The organism is Streptomyces sp. NPDC002838 (assembly GCF_040295365.1).
GTDB lineage: Bacteria > Actinomycetota > Actinomycetes > Streptomycetales > Streptomycetaceae > Streptomyces.
Map to the genome: position 1 here is coordinate 121,195 of NZ_JBEOVF010000017.1, position 17,083 is coordinate 138,277.

Annotated in this window: 14 protein-coding genes; 8 read left to right on the plus strand and 6 right to left on the minus strand. The window is 72.7% G+C overall.

The window, feature by feature from the left end:
- Positions 1-51: 51 nt before the first annotated feature.
- Positions 52-1,863 carry a phosphatidylglycerol lysyltransferase domain-containing protein gene (locus tag ABT063_RS22560; protein WP_351059164.1) on the minus strand — a complete coding sequence of 604 codons (1,812 nt, stop codon included), beginning with the start codon at positions 1,861-1,863 and terminating at the stop codon, positions 52-54.
- Positions 1,864-2,087: 224 nt separating this feature from the next.
- On the opposite strand from ABT063_RS22560, the gene ABT063_RS22565 reads away from it, so the two are divergent.
- Together ABT063_RS22565 and ABT063_RS22570 are read left to right on the plus strand one after the other, a co-directional pair.
- Positions 2,088-3,203, plus strand: coding sequence for an alpha/beta hydrolase (locus ABT063_RS22565; protein WP_351059165.1), 1,116 nt, complete (start codon positions 2,088-2,090; stop codon positions 3,201-3,203).
- A 147-nt stretch (positions 3,204-3,350) separates the two neighbouring features.
- A complete protein-coding gene (locus ABT063_RS22570; RefSeq protein ID WP_351059166.1) occupies positions 3,351-4,589 on the plus strand; it encodes a hypothetical protein in 1,239 nt (412 codons plus the stop codon).
- 123 nt (positions 4,590-4,712) lie between these two features.
- Here ABT063_RS22570 and ABT063_RS22575 read toward each other — a convergent pair whose 3' ends face one another.
- Both ABT063_RS22575 and ABT063_RS22580 read right to left on the minus strand, forming a co-directional pair.
- On the minus strand, positions 4,713-6,047 hold the full coding sequence (locus tag ABT063_RS22575; protein ID WP_351059167.1) for a PH domain-containing protein: 1,335 nt from the start codon (positions 6,045-6,047) through the stop codon (positions 4,713-4,715).
- Positions 6,044-6,592 (minus strand): PH domain-containing protein, encoded by a 549-nt coding sequence (locus ABT063_RS22580; RefSeq protein WP_351059168.1) that lies wholly within the window; start codon positions 6,590-6,592, stop codon positions 6,044-6,046. Before ABT063_RS22580 ends, ABT063_RS22575 begins: the two co-directional genes overlap by 4 nt.
- A gap of 31 nt (positions 6,593-6,623) precedes the next feature.
- On the opposite strand from ABT063_RS22580, the gene ABT063_RS22585 reads away from it, so the two are divergent.
- Positions 6,624-7,775 carry an NADH-quinone oxidoreductase subunit D gene (locus tag ABT063_RS22585; RefSeq protein WP_351059169.1) on the plus strand — a complete coding sequence of 384 codons (1,152 nt, stop codon included), beginning with the start codon at positions 6,624-6,626 and terminating at the stop codon, positions 7,773-7,775.
- On the opposite strand, the gene ABT063_RS22590 is transcribed toward ABT063_RS22585, so the two are convergent.
- Positions 7,740-8,783 carry an SAM-dependent methyltransferase gene (locus ABT063_RS22590; RefSeq protein ID WP_351059170.1) on the minus strand — a complete coding sequence of 348 codons (1,044 nt, stop codon included), beginning with the start codon at positions 8,781-8,783 and terminating at the stop codon, positions 7,740-7,742. The genes ABT063_RS22585 and ABT063_RS22590 overlap by 36 nt on opposite strands.
- A 118-nt stretch (positions 8,784-8,901) precedes the next feature.
- On the opposite strand from ABT063_RS22590, the gene ABT063_RS22595 reads away from it, so the two are divergent.
- Together ABT063_RS22595 and ABT063_RS22600 are read left to right on the plus strand one after the other, a co-directional pair.
- Entirely contained in the window at positions 8,902-10,104 is a 1,203-nt protein-coding gene (locus ABT063_RS22595) for a sensor histidine kinase (protein WP_351059171.1), read from the plus strand.
- Positions 10,105-10,170: 66 nt separating this feature from the next.
- On the plus strand, positions 10,171-10,842 hold the full coding sequence (locus ABT063_RS22600; RefSeq protein ID WP_351059172.1) for a response regulator: 672 nt from the start codon (positions 10,171-10,173) through the stop codon (positions 10,840-10,842).
- Positions 10,843-10,860: 18 nt separating this feature from the next.
- On the opposite strand, the gene ABT063_RS22605 is transcribed toward ABT063_RS22600, so the two are convergent.
- Together ABT063_RS22605 and ABT063_RS22610 are read right to left on the minus strand one after the other, a co-directional pair.
- Entirely contained in the window at positions 10,861-11,967 is a 1,107-nt protein-coding gene (locus tag ABT063_RS22605) for a DUF5937 family protein (RefSeq protein ID WP_351059174.1), read from the minus strand.
- A 54-nt stretch (positions 11,968-12,021) separates the two neighbouring features.
- Positions 12,022-13,206 (minus strand): threonine aldolase family protein, encoded by a 1,185-nt coding sequence (locus ABT063_RS22610; protein ID WP_351059175.1) that lies wholly within the window; start codon positions 13,204-13,206, stop codon positions 12,022-12,024.
- A 183-nt stretch (positions 13,207-13,389) separates the two neighbouring features.
- On the opposite strand from ABT063_RS22610, the gene ABT063_RS22615 reads away from it, so the two are divergent.
- Genes ABT063_RS22615 through ABT063_RS22625 form a run of 3 tightly spaced genes read left to right on the plus strand, consistent with a single transcriptional unit; the run spans position 13,390 to position 17,080 of the window.
- Positions 13,390-14,319 (plus strand): Rossmann-like and DUF2520 domain-containing protein, encoded by a 930-nt coding sequence (locus ABT063_RS22615; protein ID WP_351059176.1) that lies wholly within the window; start codon positions 13,390-13,392, stop codon positions 14,317-14,319.
- Complete coding sequence (gene panC / locus ABT063_RS22620) at positions 14,316-15,308, plus strand: pantoate--beta-alanine ligase (RefSeq protein WP_351059177.1); 993 nt, start codon at positions 14,316-14,318, stop codon at positions 15,306-15,308. The genes ABT063_RS22615 and panC overlap by 4 nt, the downstream gene beginning before the upstream one ends.
- Entirely contained in the window at positions 15,305-17,080 is a 1,776-nt protein-coding gene (locus tag ABT063_RS22625; protein ID WP_351059178.1) for an L-aspartate oxidase, read from the plus strand. Before panC ends, ABT063_RS22625 begins: the two co-directional genes overlap by 4 nt.
- The last annotated feature ends 3 nt before the right edge of the window (positions 17,081-17,083 follow it).

Consider the following 17,083-nt stretch of genomic DNA (forward strand, 5'->3'; position numbering starts at 1 on the left):
AGCCCCCGGGACTGGAGGAGGGGGTGGGGCTTCCGCTCGGGCCAGTCAGGGTCACGCCGCGCGGACGTTGCGTTCCGCCGTTGCGTGGGCACACGCGCGTGCCGGGGTCGTGCGGGGGCGCAGGAAGCGCGGCAGCGGCAGGGCCAGGTTGACGAAGCCTTCCGCCTGCATGGCGGCGAAGCCGATGCGCGGCAGGTCGCCGGAGGCGCGGTAGACGACGAAGCGGGGCTCCCAGCGGGGCCGGAACTTCGCGTTGAACTTGTACAGGGACTCGATCTGGAACCAGCGGGAGAGGAAGACCAGCAGTCCGCGCCAGGCGCGCAACACCGGGCCGGCGCCGATCTTCTCGCCGCGTGCCAGGGCCGAGCGGAACATCGCGAAGTTGAGCGAGACGCGCGTGATGCCGAGGCGGGGGGCCGCCTGGAGGGCCGCCACGATGAGCAGTTCGTTCATGCCGGGGTCGGCCGAGCGGTCGCGGCGCATCAGGTCCAGGGAGGCGCCGTCGGTGCCCCACGGCACGAAGTGCAGGACCGCCTTGAGGTCGCCGTACGGACCCGGCTGGTCTTCCTGTTTGTGGGCGGTGGCGATGAGGCAGTCGCCGTCGGCGGGGTCGCCGATGCGGCCCAGGGCCATGGAGAAGCCACGCTCGGTGTCGGTGCCGCGCCAGTCCTCGGCGGCGCGGCGGATGCGGTCCAGTTCGGCCTCGCCGAGGTCACGGACACGTCGTACCCGGGTTTCGTAACCGGCGCGCTCGATGCGCTTGACCATCTGGCGCACATTGCGCATCGCGCGGCCGGCGAGCGAGAAATCCGCGACGTCCACCACCGCCTCGTCGCCCAGTTCGAGGGCGTCCAGGCCGGTCTCGCGGGTCCACACCTCGCCGCCGGTCTCGGAGCAGCCCATGACGGCGGGGGTCCAGGAGTGTGCCTTGGCCTCGTCCATGAAGCGCTCGATGGCGCCGGGCCAGGCCTCGACGTCGCCGATGGGGTCGCCGCTGGCGAGCATCACCCCGGAGACGACGCGGTAGGTCACCGCCGCCTTTCCGCTGGGGGAGAAGACGACGGCCTTGTCGCGGCGCAGTGCGAAGTGGCCGAGGGAGTCGCGGCCGCCGTGCTTGTCCAGGAGGGCGCGCAGACGGGCCTCGTCCTCCTCGGTGAGGCGTGCGGCGGGGTGTTCGGGGCGGAAGGCCAGGTAGATCGTGGTGATCGCGGTGAGCAGACCGAGGGCACCGAGGGAGAAGGCGACCGTCCAGGACGTGTTGCCGTGGTAGTCGACCGGGCCCTCGAAGCCGAACAGTCCGTACAGGACGTGCGCGATGCGATCGGCCAGGCTCGGGTCGCCGACCATGCGGTTCGGGTGGACGCTGACGATGACCAGCCCGAGGGTGAGCGAACCGGCGCCCATGAGGACGAAGTTGGCGAGCGCGCGCCACCGGCTGCGGGGGTCGGGCAGTGCCCTGAACTGGTCGCGGTGGTGCAACAGGGGCGCGAGGAGCGCGAGCGAGATGAGCACGCCCACCAGGGAGTGCCGGTAGGTGAACTGCGCCACCGCTCCGGCCGGGAGGAGCACCACGGCGGCGCGCCAGGCCCGGCGCTTGGCCCGCTTCAGCCCGTGGGCGAGCAGCAGCAACAGCACGCCGGCGCTGAGCGAGAGCGCGGCCGCGAACGGGCCGAGCGCGCCGGGCAGCACCTCGGCAATGGCGTGCATACGGCTGTGCCTGAAGCGTGGGAAGACGCCCGCGGCGATGTCCAGCAGGCCCACGAGGGCACAGGCTCTGCCGACGAGGACGGGGACGGCCTCGGGGCGCGGGCCACGGAGTACGCGCCGCACCCAGTGTGATCGGGCCGGAACCCCGCCCGACATTTCCTCATCTGTCCTGACAGACATCGCATCCCGTAGTTCTGCGAGAGACCTTGGATCCGGGCCCGATTCGGGCATCCGGCGACATTGCGCCCTCTAGGACGGTGTCTCGGGGGGAGAGGTTCACTCTCCTCGGCCAAGCCGTTTCAAAGACTAAGGAAAGCCCGGGGCAAGCCCTTGCGAAGGCAGTGAGGAGCCGGGCGGAAAGCGCAGGCAGGTAACCATCCATGGGTCTCACGAGCAACAAGACGCTGGTGCTGGCGGTCCTGTCCGCCGTGCTGCTGTTCGTCGGCACGGTGTGGCTGTGGCCACGGCTGGCCCGGCGGACCTGGCGGGCCGTCGGCGGACGCGTCGGCCTGCTCCTCGCCACCCAGCTGGCGCTTTTCGGGGCGGTGGGCCTGGCCGCCAACCAGGCCTTCGGCTTCTACGCCTCCTGGGCGGACCTGTTCGGGCAGGAGGACGACCAGGGCGTGGTCGTCGACCACACTCCGGACGGCGGCCCGCTTCGGGTGGTCGGCACGCGGCCGGTACCGGGAGTGGGTGGGGTACGGCCGCAGGCCGGCGGGCAGATCCAGGAGGTCGCCATGGTGGGCCGTACGACGCGCATCGCCACGCCCGCGTACGTGTACCTGCCGCCGGAGTACTTCCAGCCGGAGTACCGCACGCGCGCGTTTCCGGCGGCCGTCGTCCTCACCGGTTATCCGGGCACGGCGAAGGCGCTGGTGGAGAAACTCGAATACCCGCGTACGGCACTGCGGCTCGCCAAGGACGGCCGGATGCGGCCGATGATCCTGGTGATGCTGCGGCCGACGGTGGCGCCGCCCCGGGACACCGAGTGCGTGGACATCCCGGGCGGCCCGCAGACGGAGTCGTTCTTCGCCAAGGACCTGCCCGATGCCGTGGGCGCGCACTACAGAGTGGCCAAGAAGCCGGGCAGTTGGGGCGTCATCGGCAATTCCACGGGCGGCTACTGCGCATTGAAGCTCGCCATGCACCACCCGGACGTGTTCGCCGCCGGGGCAGGCCTGTCGCCGTACTACAAGGCGCCGATCGACGCCACCACGGGCGACCTCTTCCAGGGTGACAAGGGTCTGCGCGACCGCGCGAACCTGTGGTGGTACCTCAAGCACACGCCGGCGCCCGACACTTCGCTGCTCGTTTCCAGCAGCAAGGTCGGCGAATCCAACTACAAGGACACGCTGAAGTTCATAGAGGGGGTGAGGGACACGAAGCTGACGCGCATCTCGTCGATCATCCTGGATAGCGGCGGGCACAACTTCAACACCTGGCGGCGGGAGATTCCGGCGACGCTGCAGTGGGTCAGTGGGCGGCTGAGCGGTTGAGCGGCAGCTGAAATGATCTTGTTCTTTGCCGGTTCGGTCGAATTCGGCGACCGAACCGATTCCTGATGACGTGTGAAAGCCGTGGGATGGCCGTGTTTTTACGGGGCGGGGCACCATGAATCGCCTACGCGCGGTAAGTTTCTGGCCATGCCACGTGGACGTCACCGCCATTCCCCGCCCTTGCACAGGCTGCTGCCCCCGTCGGCGATCGCAGGCGTCTCGGTCGTCTGTGCCCTAGGCCCCTGGGTGTTCACGGAGCAGACGGTGCTCCGTGGGCTGGCCGCGGCCGCCGCGGCGACGGCGGTCGTCGGCGCGGTCGTCATGCGCCGCTGGGACACGCAGGCCGGCAAACAGGTCGCCGACCTCACGCGCGCGCGGGCGAGCGACGAGTGGCGGTTCGAGGAGCGGGTCGCCGAACTGGAGACCGACCTCGAGGAGTCGCGCGAGCTGCGCGTCAAGCTGGAGCAGCGGCTGCGGGCGAAGCGCACGGAGCTGGCGGGCCTGCGCAACGAACACGCCGCGCTGCTGCGGCGGTACGCCACGGCGGAGACCGAGCGGGCGAGCGCCCTGGAGGGCCGTCGGCTGCTGGAGATAGAGGCGTCGGGCCCGGCGGCGCGCGAGCTGCTGCCGGCGCCGGCCGCGTCCGCGGAGGGTGACGCCGCTGTGGAAGCCGCGGAGACTGCGGAGGAAGCCTCGGAAGCCGCGGCGGACGAACCGGCGGCTCCCGCGATCTTCTCGCCGGAGGGTTCGAAGCTGTTCCTGCGGGCGAAGGCGGCGCTGAAGAAGTTCGACGAGGAGAGCGAGAGTTCGCCCAGGGGCGACGGCTCCCCGGAGGACGACGGCTCGCCGAAGGGCGGCGGATCCCCCAAGGGCGACGAGGCCATGCCCGCGGACGGCGCCACGAAGGGGGAGCCGGTGAAGGCCGGTTCCGCCGCGGCCGAGGCCGCGTCCGCGGGTACGGCGCCCACGCAGGAGGACGAGGCCGAGGGGCAGCCCGTGGCGGTCGACGGGCATGAGCGCGCGGCGGCCGCCACCACCACGGCCAAGGGCGCCCAGCCCGCACAGCAGCTCTCCGGACACTTCGTCGCGCCGACCGCGGTGGCCGTCGTACCGCCGACTCCCGTGCGGCGTCCGGCCGTCGAGGGCGGCTTCGACTTCTTCGGTGCGAAGCAGGGGGCCGCGCCGGCGGCGCTGGAGGCCGTACAGAACGAGGACCTCGCCGACGTCGTGGGGCAGGAGGCGCTCGCCCTCCACAAGGCCGAGTCCGAGGCGGAGTTCAAGCCCGCGGACGAGGAGTCGAAGGGCGTCGGCCAGGTGATCGACCTGACGGCTCACGACGAGACGGAGCAGATCGACGTACAAGGGCTGCGGAGCGCGGTCTCCTGAAGGCCGAGCGGCTAGGGCCCTTCTGATGGATCTCCGCGGCGTCGCGACTCCCGGCACGCACTCTCGCCGCACCGCGCGCACCGGACGCCGCTCCTTCTCCCACGGAGATCCATCAGAAGGGCCCTAGGCCATCCACCGGTCCGGCCGCGCATCCCTGCGCCCCGTCCGCGACCGTTCCGCCTGCCCCCGCAGCAGCTCCGCCGCCTCCTGGGCGTCCCGTAGCCGCGCTGTCACCGTCTTGTTGGCCCCGGTGTCCACATGCACGTCGGCGACCCGCCAGACGCGCTCCCAGGGCCCTTGCGCGAGCCGTACGCTCTGCACCTTCGCGTGCGGTACGAGGGCCAGGCTGCGCCGCAGCAGCCCGTGCCGCGCGGCGAACACCGCGTCGGTGACGGCGAGGCCGTAGCCGCGCCACCACACCGGCACGCACCACCGGGCCCGGCGCTGCGGCCGGGACAGCGCCGACAGGGGCGGCACGGTCACACCGGGCAGCACGCGCGCGACGACCGACTCGGCGACCTCCCGCGGAGCGACCGGCACCAGCACGGAGTTGGACGACCCGGCCACGTCCAGCTCCACCCGTACCCAGCCGCGCCGCCGCCACAGCAGCGGTTCCACGATCCGTACGGTCTGCACGCGGCCCGGCGGCACCGTCTCGTGCGTGCGGTCGAGCAGCCCGTGGTCGATCCGCAGCCCGTCCGGGGACTCGCCCACCGTCCAGTCGTACTCGCCGACGAACCGCCCCACACTGCTCGCGCCCGCCGCGCCCAGCAGCGGCAGCGCGGTCGCGAGGACCGTCCACACGCTGTCGGTGGCCAGCCACAGCACGGGCGGTACGACGAGTGCGGCGGCCAGCGTGCCCCAGGTCGCGCCGGTCAGCACCAGCGAGACGGCGAGGACGCCCGGCGGCACGCGCAGCAGCTCGCGGGACGGCGCCTCCCCGACCTCGTGCGCCGTCTCGGGCGCGAAACCGGCGGCGCGCGCCAGGAGTTCCGCGCGCAGGGCGCGCGCCTCGCCCTCGCCCAGGAAGGCGAGTTCGTCCTTCTTGTCGGTGCCTATGACGTCGAGTTTGAGTTTGGCCACGCCCGCGACCCGCGCGAGCAGCGGCTGGGTGACGTCGACGGCCTGGATCCGTTCCAGCCGGATGTGCGCGGTGCGCCGGAACAGCAGGCCGGTGCGTATGCGCAGTTCGCTCTCGGTCACCGCGAAGTGGGTGAACCACCAGGTCAGAAAGCCGTAGAGAGCGGCGGCCGGGACGAGTACGGCGAGGGCGATCAGCAGCGTGGTGGTGGTCAGCCGGGTCAGCTGGCGCTGCGCCTGGTCGGGGTCGTGCACGGCCCATCCGATGACCACGGCGATCGGCGCCCACGCCCGCCTGAGCGGCGTTATGGGATGCAACCGCCGCTCGGTCACGGGCGGCTTCTCGCGTACGGCGCCGTTGACGCCCGGCGTCGTCACAGGCCCGCCGATCGGGCCTCGCCGAGCTCGGTGAGCCGGTCGCGCAGCCGTTCCGCCTCGGCCGGGTCGAGGCCCGGGATGGTCGCGTCGGTGGCCGCGGCCGCCGTGTGCAGCTGCACGCTGGCCAGCCCGAAGTGCCGTTCGACGGGCCCGGAGGTCACCTCCACCAGCTGCATCCGCCCGTACGGCACGACGGTCTCCTCCTGCCACAGCACGCCCCGGCTGATCAGCAGGTCGTCGGCCCGTTCGGCGTACCGCCAGGAAGCCCAGTTGCGGCCGAGCATCACCCAGCCCCACGCCATCAGCGCCAGCGGCAGCACGACGAAGGCCGCCCAGGCGGGCCCGGCGAGCAGCGCGAGCAGCAGCCCCAGCCCCACGGCCAGCAGCCCCAGCCACACCACCAGCAACAACCGTCGCATCCGCAGCAACCCCGGCGGCAGCCCGATCCACACCGTTTCGGCCTCCACCGGCTCGGTCCCCACCTGCCCGCCGGCCGTCGGCTCTTCCCCCGCTGTCCCCGCGTTCTCCGGGCTCCCCGTCTCCATAGGGCCAGCGTACGTAGGAGAGACTGTGTCCATGACTCCTACGACGGAGACCATGGTCGGTATCGGCGGCGCCGCGGAGAGCACCGACATGGTGCTCAACATCGGCCCGCAGCACCCGTCCACGCACGGTGTGCTGCGCCTCAGGCTTCTCCTGGACGGCGAGCGCATCACGCACGCGGAGCCGGTGATCGGCTATATGCACCGGGGCGCGGAGAAGCTGTTCGAGGCGCGCGACTACCGCCAGATCATCATGCTCGCCAACCGGCACGACTGGCTGTCGGCGTTCTCCAACGAGCTGGGCGTGGTTCTCGGCGTGGAGCGCATGCTCGGCATGGAGGTCCCCCCGCGCGCGGTGTGGACCCGCACGCTGCTCGCGGAGCTCAACCGGGTGCTGAACCACCTGATGTTCCTGGGCTCGTACCCGCTGGAGCTGGGCGGGATCACGCCGATCTTCTACGCCTTCACGGAGCGCGAGGAACTGCAGCACGTCATGGAGGAGATCTCCGGCGGGCGCATGCACTACATGTTCAACCGTGTCGGCGGACTCAAGGAGGACCTGCCCGCCGGATGGACGTCACGCGCGCGTGCCTCCGTCGCGGCCCTGCGCTCCCGCATGGACCGGTTCGACGACCTGGTGCTCGGCAACGAGATCTTCCGGGGGCGCACGCGAGGCGTGGGCGTCCTCGCGCCGGAGACCGTGCACGCGTACGGCGTGAGCGGGCCGATCGCGCGCGCCTCGGGCGTCGACTTCGACCTGCGCCGCGACGAGCCCTATCTGGCGTACGGCGAGCTGCAGGACACCCTGAAGGTGGTGACCCGGCAGGAGGGTGACTGCCTCGCCCGCTTCGAGTGCCTCCTCGAGCAGACCCACAACTCCCTCGACCTCGCCGACGCCTGCCTCGACCGCATCGCGGAGCTGCCGCCCGGCCCGATCAACCAGCGGCTGCCGAAGGTCCTCAAGGCCCCTGAGGGCCACACGTACGCGTGGACCGAGAATCCGCTCGGCATCAACGGCTACTACCTGGTCAGCAAGGGCGAGAAGACGCCGTACCGGCTGAAGCTGCGCTCCGCCTCGTACAACAACATCCAGGCCCTGGTGGAACTGCTGCCGGGCACCCTGGTGGCGGACATGGTGGCGATCCTGGGGTCACTGTTCTTCGTGGTCGGGGACATCGACAAATAGGCCCGCGCCGGGTGGCTCCGCGAGGAGTGAGTCAGGAATTCCCACCGGCTGGAGCAGCCAACCGAAGTCGCCGAGCCCGCCCACCGCGGTGAGCTCGGCGGCCTCTCCGGCGCTCGCGAGGGCGCGCACATAGGCCGCGGGGTGGGTGGAGGCGAGCTCGAGTGGGGGGCGTGCGCCCGTGATGCCCAAGGCGCGCAAGGCCTCGCGTTGGGTCAGTACGCGCCCTCCGGGGAGCGTGCACGCGTCCAGTGCGACGTGCGCGGTGATGTCGCACGACCCGTCCGGCACGGGCGCCGTCTCACGCCCCTGGCGGAAGCCGGTGAGCGTCCCGAAGGGCGGGCGCGCGTCCGCGATGTGCGCGTAGTCGACGGCGACGGCCAGCCCCCGGTCGACCGTCGCGACCGCCGACGCCCACGCCTCGTCCCTGGGCAGGCCGATCTCGGCCCGCAAGCCCTCCTCCGTCGGCAGCGGCCACCAGCGCGTGAGCCACTCCGCCTCCGCACCGGAGACCGGCTCCCCGAGCCGCTCGCGCCCGTCCCGCCGGACGAGCACCAGCCGCGGTACGCCCGCGGAGTCCACCTCGGCGACCTCCACGGGCACGTTGTCCAGCCATTCGTTGGCGAACAGCAGCCCCGTGACGCCCTTCGGTGGTTCGGCGAGCCACTCGATCCGGTGATCGAGGGTTTCCGGGCGGTCGGCGATCTCGACGGCGTACCCACGCGCGCGTGCGGCCACGTCGGCCGGCAGGGCGGCGAGCACCCCCGCGGCCAGCTCGCCGCGCCCGGCGGCCATGTCGACGAAGTCCAGCGCGGCGGGCCGCCCCAGCGCCTCGTCGACCCGGCACAGCAGCCGGGCCACGGCCCGGGCGAACAGCGGCGACGCGTGCACGGACGTACGGAAGTGCGCGGCCGGCCCCTCGGCCCCGCGATAGAAGCCGTCCGCCCCGTACAGCGCGGCCTCCGCCGCCGCCCGCCAGCCGCTCCACTCGCCCTTCGCATCCTCCGTCACGGGCTCAGGCTAAGCGCACAGAAGAACGCAGCCTCCACCTTGCGGAGTATGCGCGGGCGGTACGGATCGGCCCTCCGGTTGACCCCTGCACGCATCTCGCTTCCCTACGCTGGGTTACGTGCAGCGCCTCTACGACTTTCTCCGCAGGTACCCGACATGGGTCGACAGCTTCTGGGCCGTCTCCCTGTTCGGGATCTCGGTGATGTCCGAGGCGGTCCGTCAGGAGGCCCGGGGCACCGACTCCCCGGCGGCGATCGTCCCGGTCATTGTCCTGCTGTGCCTGGTGATCGCGCTGCGCCGGCGCATGCCGGAGAAGATGCTGCTGCTGGCCGCCGCGGTCGGCGTGGCGCAGCTCGTGCTGGACGTCCAGACGACGTCCGCCGACTTCGCCCTGCTGGTGATCGTCTACACCGTGGCCGCGACGGGCGCCCGCTGGGCCTCCCGGCTCGCGCTGGTCGGGGGACTGTGCGCGGCTCCCCTGGCGCAGCTGCGCTGGTCGAACGAGCAGACGAGCGTCGCGGGCAACATCGCGCTGATGGTCTTGCAGACGGTGCCGTTCGCCCTCGCCTGGGTGCTCGGCGACTCGATCCGCACCCGCCGCGCCTACTTCGCACAGCTGGAGGAGCGCGCCGCGCGCCTGGAGAAGGAGCGCGAGGCGCAGGCCAAGGTCGCGGTCGCCGCCGAACGCGCCCGGATCGCGCGCGAGCTGCACGACGTCGTCGCGCACAACGTGTCGGTGATGGTGGTGCAGGCCGACGGCGCCGCCTACGTCCTCGACGCGGCCCCCGACCAGGCGAAGAAGGCCCTGGAGACGATCTCCTCCACGGGCCGCCAGGCACTCGCCGAGATGCGCCGCCTGCTGGGCGTGCTGCGCACCGGCGAGCACCAGGAAGGCGGCGAGTACGTCCCGCAGCCCGACGTCGAGCAGATCGAGGACCTCGTCGAGCAGTGCCGCGGCTCCGGGCTGCCCGTCGACTTCAAGGTCGAGGGCACCCCGCGTCCCCTGCCCAGCGGCGTCGAGCTCACCGCGTACCGCATCGTGCAGGAGGCGCTGACCAACACCCGCAAGCACGGCGGGCCGAACGCGGGCGCGAGCGTGCGCCTGGTGTACTTCGACGACGGGCTCGGCCTGCTCGTCGAGGACGACGGCAAGGGTGCCCCGCACGAGCTGTACGAAGAGGGCGGCGCCGACGGCCGGGGCCACGGCCTGATCGGCATGCGTGAGCGGGTCGGCATGGTCGGCGGCACCCTGGACGCGGGCCCGCGCCCCGGCGGAGGATTCCGCATCAGTGCCCTGCTCCCGCTCAAACCAGCGCACTGACGCGCCTTCGCACGCCGAGTATTGACACCTGTAACGATTCTGCTGACGGACACGGAAGAGGCTCCGATGACGATCCGCGTGATGCTCGTCGACGACCAGGTGCTGCTGCGCACCGGGTTCCGGATGGTGCTCGCCGCCCAGCCGGACATGGAGGTCGTGGCGGAAGCGGGCGACGGCGTCGAGGCCCTCCAGGTGCTGCGCTCCACCGCCGTCGACGTCGTCCTGATGGACGTCCGCATGCCGAAGCTCGACGGCGTGGAGACCACCCGCCGCATCTGCTCGGAGCCCGACCCGCCGAAGGTGCTGATCCTGACCACCTTCGACCTCGACGAGTACGCCTTCTCCGGGCTGAAGGCGGGCGCCTCCGGCTTCATGCTCAAGGACGTGCCGCCCGGCGAGCTCCTGACCGCCATCCGCTCCGTGCACAGCGGCGACGCCGTCGTGGCGCCGTCGACCACCCGGCGCCTCCTGGACCGGTTCGCGCCGATGCTGCCCAGCGCCGGCAAGGAGCCCCGGCACACGGAGCTGGCGCGGCTCACCGACCGCGAGCGCGAGGTCATGATGCTGGTCGCCCAGGGGCTGTCCAACGGGGAGATCGCGGCCCGACTGGTGCTGTCCGAGGCGACCGTCAAGACCCACGTGGGCCGCATCCTGACCAAGCTGGGGCTGCGGGACCGGGTGCAGGTGGTCGTCCTGGCGTACGAGACGGGGCTGGTCCGGGCGGGCGGAAACGGCTGAGGGGCAGGAGCGCGACGGCTACCGGAGTATTCCTTCCAGGAAGTCGCTGCCCAGCCGGGCCACCACGGTCACGTCCAGCTGGTGCAGGACATACCGGCCGCGGCGGCGCGTGGTGATCAGGCCCGCCTTCTTCAGCACCCCCAGGTGCCGGGAGATCTCGGGGGCCGTCATGCCGTGCACCTGCGCCAGCTCGCTCGTGGTGTACGCGCTGCGGGCCAGATGGCGGCACATCCGCATCCGGACGGGGTGGGACAGCGCGGTCATGCGCAGGGCCAGCTGCTCGACCGAGGGCGGGGACGCGAGCTCGGGTGCGCCGACCGGGTAGTGCAGCGCCGGCTGCCAGCCGTACCGGTGCAGGACGCTCAGGTGCGGCCAGCCCAGGCTCGTCGGGACGAGGAGGAGGCCGCCGTCCGCCGTGGCGGAGTGCCCGCCGCCCAGCTTGTCGACCGTGATCCGCGCGGCGGCCTCGTCGAGCGTCACGGCCGGGGAGACCGCGGTCAGCGCCGCGGCCAGGCCCTTGCGCCGCAGCAGGTTTGTCTTGTGGCGGGCGTCCGCCGCGAGCTGGTGCCCCAGCCGGGACCAGGCCTCCGCGAAGAACGCCTCGTCGCAGTCCTCCACGAACTGCCGCAGCCAGGCCCGGATGCGCGGCGGGTCGGCCAGCAGCCGCTCGCTGAAGCGCACCTGCCTCGGCCCGCGGGACGCGGCCAGCTCCAGCGCCCGGCGGCGCATCTCGGCGTCGGAGAGCACGGCGGGTCCTCGTGAGCAGTACGGCAGCGCGCACGTGAACTCCAGCGCCGCGTCCACGAACTGTTCGTCCGTCAGCTTGTCCAGCAGATCCAGGTCCTCCGCGAGCGTGGCGCCCGGCAGCGTGCTGCGGCCCGGGATGCCGGCGAAGGGCATGAAGAGGTCCGAGAACGTCGTCCGCCACAGGAAGTCGGCCTCGCACATCCGGTCGGCCAGATGCGAGTCGAGCCGGGCCGTCACGCCCGTCACCCAGCCCTGCAGGCCCGGATGGTGTCCCGGCTCGGACAGCGCGTGCAGCGCCATGCCGAGCTCGGCCAGGGGTGAGGGCACGACGGCGACCCTCTCCGGCCGCAGCCCCGCGATGTCGATGTGCACGCTCATGCCCTCATGGTGCATCCCGCCACTGACAACGCTGCCGCCGATTGACGGCCGCCGTCAATCGGCGGCCGGGTTGTCATCGGCCAGCCGGGAGACGAAGTCCGCGACCGCCGCCTTCACGTCGTCGGCCGTCCACTCCAGGCCGTCGGCCTGCACGGTGACCTCCGTGACGCCCATCCCCGGCCCGCACCGAGCCCAGGGCACTCCGAAGAGCAGCGTCTTCGTCTCCTCGGCCTGTCGCACCGCGGCCTCTGCGAGAACATCCGCGTCGTACGGCAGCCAGACCTGGAACTGGTGGGTGTGCGGTTCCTCGGGGTGCACGCGCGCCCACGGCACGCCGGCCTCGGCGAAGCCCTCGCGCAGCGCGGCGGCGACCACGCGCGCGTGGGACACGTACTCCGGCAGCCGGGGCAGTTCCCGTTCCAGGCCGACGAGCGCCGACAGCACCGTGGGGAACTGCTGGAAGATCGCGCCGCCGTACCGGTGCCGCCAGGTCTTCGCCTCCTCCACCAGCGTCCGCGGCCCGGCGAGCGCGGCGCCGCCGAAGCCGTCGAGGGACTTGTAGAACGACACGTAGACGCTGTCCGCAAGGCCTGCGATCTCGTCCAGTGGGCGGCCGAAGTGGACCGTGGTCTCCCACAGGCGCGCCCCGTCGAAGTGCACCACCGCGTCGCGCTCGCGCGCCGCCTCCACGACCCCGGTCAGCTCCTCCCAGGAGGGCAGCACGAAACCGGCGTCCCTGAGGGGCAGCTCCAGCATCAGCGCCCCGAAGGGTTCCTCGAAGTCGAGTACCTCCTCGGCCGTCGGCAGCCGGGGCTCGCTCGTGACGCGGACCGGGCGCAGTCCGCCGACCTCGCTGAGCGCGCCTCGTTCGTGCACCTCGGGGTGGGCCAGCGCGTGCAGCGCCACCGTGCGGTTGCCGGTGCGCCCCGCCCAGCAGCGCAGGGCGATCTGCTGGGCCATCGTGCCGGTCGGGAAGAACGCGGCGGCCTCCGTCCCCAGCAGCGCGGCGACGCGCTCCTCCAGGGCTTCCACGATCCGGTTGCCGTACATGTCCCCGGGCTCGTCCAGGTCGTACACCTGCGGTGCCGCGTCCTGAAGCAGCGCGAGTCGTTCCCGGAGTGTGCTGCGGAAGCCCGCGCGCGCCAGGACGCGCTCCGCTCCCTGGTAGGCGGCCGTCCGCCGCTCCCGCAGCCGCTCCTGCGCCGACTGCTGCCCGCTCTCTTCCGCCGTGTCCGTCATGCCTTGGATCATGCCGTGCGGCGGTCCGCGCGGGCGCCGCATTCCGTACGACCGCCGGTGCCCGCCCTGTGTGCAGAAACCCACAGCCTGTGGACAACCGAACGCCCCTCGAACCAATCGCGTTAACATGACGAGAAATCGTCCGGTACCCAGAGCGGACTGGAACGGGAAGGCCGCCGTCGCGTGAGTACAGTCCACCAGCCAGACCCCAAGGACCGCCCCGCGCGGCTCACCGTCGGCGTCGTCGGCGCCGGCCGCGTGGGCCCCGCACTCGCCGCGTCCCTGCAACTCGCCGGGCACCGCCCGGTGGCCGCGTCCGGGGTCTCCCAGGCCTCCAGAAGGCGCGCCGCGGAGCTGCTGCCCGACGTACCGATCGTCCCGCCCGCCGAGGTCATGGAGCGCGCGGACCTGGTGCTGCTCACCGTCCCCGACGACGCCCTGCCCGGTCTCGTCGAGGGCCTCGCCGAGACCGGGGCCGTGCGGCCGGGGCAGCTGCTGGTGCACAGCTCCGGGCGGTACGGCGCGAAGGTCCTGGACCCCGCCCTGCGCGCGGGCGCGCTGCCGCTGGCCCTGCATCCGGCGATGACGTTCACCGGCACCCCGGTGGACGTCCAGCGCCTGGCCGGATGCTCCTTCGGCGTCACCGCGCCCGACGAACTGCGGCTGGCCGCCGAGGCCCTCGTCATCGAGATGGGCGGCGAACCCGAGTGGATCGCCGAGGAGAACCGCCCGCTCTACCACGCGGCGCTCGCCCTGGGCGCCAACCACCTGGTGACGCTGGTCGCCCAGTCCCTGGAACTGCTGCGCACGGCCGGTGTCGCGGCCCCCGACCGGATGCTCGGCCCGCTGCTCGGCGCCGCCCTCGACAACGCCCTGCGCTCCGGCGACGCGGCCCTCACCGGCCCCGTCGCGCGCGGGGACGCCGGCACGGTCGCCGCCCACGTCGAACAGCTGCGTGAGCATGCCCCGCAGGCCGTCGCCGGCTATCTGGCGATGGCGCGCGCGACCGCGGACCGGGCGCTCGCCCACGGACTGCTGAAGCCGGAACTCGCGGAGGACCTCCTCGGGGTACTCGCCGACGGGACCAACGGCACCGAAGGGGACGCCCCATGACCACAGCCCTGCTGCGCACCGCCGGCGAACTGTGCGCACGCGCGCGCGTGGGCCGCCGTGCCGTCGTCATGACCATGGGCGCCCTGCACGAGGGCCACGCCACCCTGATCCGCACCGCGCGCGAGATCGCCGGCCCGGACGGCGAGGTCGTGGTCACCGTCTTCGTGAACCCGCTGCAGTTCGGCAAGGGCGAGGACCTCGACCGCTACCCGCGCACCCTGGACGCCGACGTCAAGATCGCCGAACAGTCCGGCGCGGACGTCGCGTTCGCCCCGGCCGTCGAGGAGGTCTACCCGGGCGGCGAGCCCCAGGTCCGCATCAGCGCGGGTCCCATGGGGGAGCTCCTGGAGGGCGCCTCGCGCCCCGGTCACTTCGACGGCATGCTCACCGTCGTCGCCAAGCTGCTGCACCTCACCCGCCCCGACGTGGCGGTGTACGGCCAGAAGGACGCCCAGCAACTCGCCCTGATCCGCCGCATGGTGCGGGACCTGAACTTCGGCGTCGAGATCGTCGGAGTCCCGACCGTGCGCGAGGAGGACGGCCTGGCCCTGTCCAGCCGCAACCGCTACCTCTCGCCCGCCGAGCGGCGCACCGCCCTCGCGCTGTCCCAGGCGCTGTTCGCGGGCCGTGACCGGCACGCCGCACAGGAGGCGCTGCGCGCGCGGGCGCGTGAAGTGCCCGCCACGCACGCGCGTGCGGAGGCTCTCAGCGCCCTGGGGGAGTCCCGCGCGGCGGCCGACGCGCACGCCGTCGCCAAGGCGCTCCCGGGCGCCCCGTCGGCCGTCCGCGCGGCCGCCCGTCTGGTCCTCGACGAGGCCGCCCGCCTGGACCCGCCGCTCGCCCTGGACTATCTGGCCCTGGTCGACCCGTCCGACTTCACCGAGATCGAGGACGACTTCACCGGCGAGGCCGTTCTCGCCGTCGCCGCCCGGGTCGGGACGACCCGGTTGATCGACAACATCCCCCTCACCTTCGGAGCCGCCTCGTGACCAGCACAGGCATACGACTGCACGCGCCCGCGCCCGGTTGGAACATCGACGCGGACGTGGTCGTCGTCGGCTCCGGAGTCGCCGGCCTGACCGCCGCCCTGCGCTGCGAGGCCGCCGGCCTGAGGACGGTCGTCGTCACCAAGGCCCGCCTCGACGACGGCTCCACCCGCTGGGCGCAGGGCGGCATCGCCGCGGCCCTGGGCGAGGGCGACACGCCCGAACAGCACCAGGACGACACGCTGGTGGCGGGCGCGGGCCTGTGCGACGAGGAGGCCGTACGGATCCTCGTCACCGAGGGCCCCGACGCCGTGCGCCGTCTCATCGAGACCGGCGCCCACTTCGACGAGTCCTCCGAAGGCGGACTGGAACTCACGCGTGAGGGCGGCCACCACCGCCGCCGCATCGCGCACGCCGGCGGCGACGCGACGGGCGCGGAGATCTCCCGGGCGCTGGTCGAGGCCGTACGCGCGGTCAGGAGGGGCGAGCGCGAAGCGCTCTCGGGCAAGGGTGGTGGTGGGCGACGGGCGGGACTTCGTACGGTCGAGAACGCGCTGGTCCTGGACCTGCTCACGGACGCCGACGGCCGCACCGCGGGCGTCACCCTGCACGTCATGGGCGAGGGCCAGCACGACGGCGTGGGCGCGGTACACGCCCCCGCGGTCGTCCTCGCCACCGGCGGCATGGGCCAGGTCTTCTCGGCGACCACCAACCCGTCCGTGTCCACCGGCGACGGCGTGGCCCTCGCGCTCCGCGCGGGCGCTGAGGTCTCCGACCTGGAATTCGTCCAGTTCCACCCCACCGTGCTCTTCCTCGGCCCGGACGCGGAGGGCCAGCAGCCCCTGGTCTCCGAGGCGGTACGCGGCGAGGGCGCCCACCTCGTCGACGCCGACGGCGTGCGCTTCATGGTCGGGCAGCACGAACTCGCCGAACTCGCCCCCCGGGACATCGTCGCCAAGGGCATCATGCGCCGTATGCAGGAACAGGGCGCCGAGCACATGTTCCTCGACGCCCGGCACTTCGGCGCCGCCATGTGGGAGCACCGCTTCCCGACGATCCTCGCCGCCTGCCGCGCCCACGGCATCGACCCGGTCCACGAGCCCATCCCGATCGCCCCGGCCGCTCACTACGCCTCCGGCGGCGTCCGCACCGACTCCCACGGCCGGACGACCGTCCCCGGCCTGTACGCGTGCGGCGAGGTCGCCTGCACCGGCGTGCACGGCGCGAACCGGCTGGCGTCGAACTCTCTCCTGGAGGGCCTGGTCTACGCCGAGCGCATCGTCGCCGACATCGCCGGCAGCCGCGCGGAGAACGGCCTCCACGCGCGCGTGCCCGCACCGGTCGTGCACCCCGAGAAGCCCGCGCACCCCCTGCTCGAGCCCGAGGCCCGGTTCGCGATCCAGCGGATCATGACCGAGGGCGCGGGCGTCCTGCGCTCGGCCGGGTCCCTGGAGACCGCGGCGGACGCCCTCCAGCGACTGCACACCGACGCCCGTGACGCCCTCGAGGAGAACGGCAAGACGGCCGAGCCCGGCGTCGACACCTGGGAGGCCACCAACCTCCTGTGCGTGGCCCGCGTCCTGGTCGCCGCCGCGTGTCTGCGCGAGGAGACCCGCGGCTGCCACTGGCGTGAGGACCACGCCGACCGCGACGACACGACGTGGCGCCGCCACATCGTCGTACGGCTGAATCCGGACCGGACGCTGGCCCTACACACCACGGACACCCCAGACTTCCCCCCGACCCGGCAGCAGCACCGTCCCCAGGAGCAGTGACAG

What these genes read in the sequence shown, in the direction of transcription:
- ABT063_RS22560 (WP_351059164.1), bottom strand. Translation starts at nt 1,863, where the DNA reads ATGTCGGGCGGGGTTCCGGCCCGATCACACTGGGTGCGGCGCGTACTC.
- ABT063_RS22565 (WP_351059165.1), top strand. Translation starts at nt 2,088, where the DNA reads ATGGGTCTCACGAGCAACAAGACGCTGGTGCTGGCGGTCCTGTCCGCC.
- ABT063_RS22570 (WP_351059166.1), top strand. Translation starts at nt 3,351, where the DNA reads ATGCCACGTGGACGTCACCGCCATTCCCCGCCCTTGCACAGGCTGCTG.
- ABT063_RS22580 (WP_351059168.1), bottom strand. Translation starts at nt 6,592, where the DNA reads ATGGAGACGGGGAGCCCGGAGAACGCGGGGACAGCGGGGGAAGAGCCG.
- ABT063_RS22585 (WP_351059169.1), top strand. Translation starts at nt 6,624, where the DNA reads ATGACTCCTACGACGGAGACCATGGTCGGTATCGGCGGCGCCGCGGAG.
- ABT063_RS22600 (WP_351059172.1), top strand. Translation starts at nt 10,171, where the DNA reads ATGACGATCCGCGTGATGCTCGTCGACGACCAGGTGCTGCTGCGCACC.
- ABT063_RS22605 (WP_351059174.1), bottom strand. Translation starts at nt 11,967, where the DNA reads ATGAGCGTGCACATCGACATCGCGGGGCTGCGGCCGGAGAGGGTCGCC.
- ABT063_RS22610 (WP_351059175.1), bottom strand. Translation starts at nt 13,206, where the DNA reads ATGACGGACACGGCGGAAGAGAGCGGGCAGCAGTCGGCGCAGGAGCGG.
- panC (WP_351059177.1), top strand. Translation starts at nt 14,316, where the DNA reads ATGACCACAGCCCTGCTGCGCACCGCCGGCGAACTGTGCGCACGCGCG.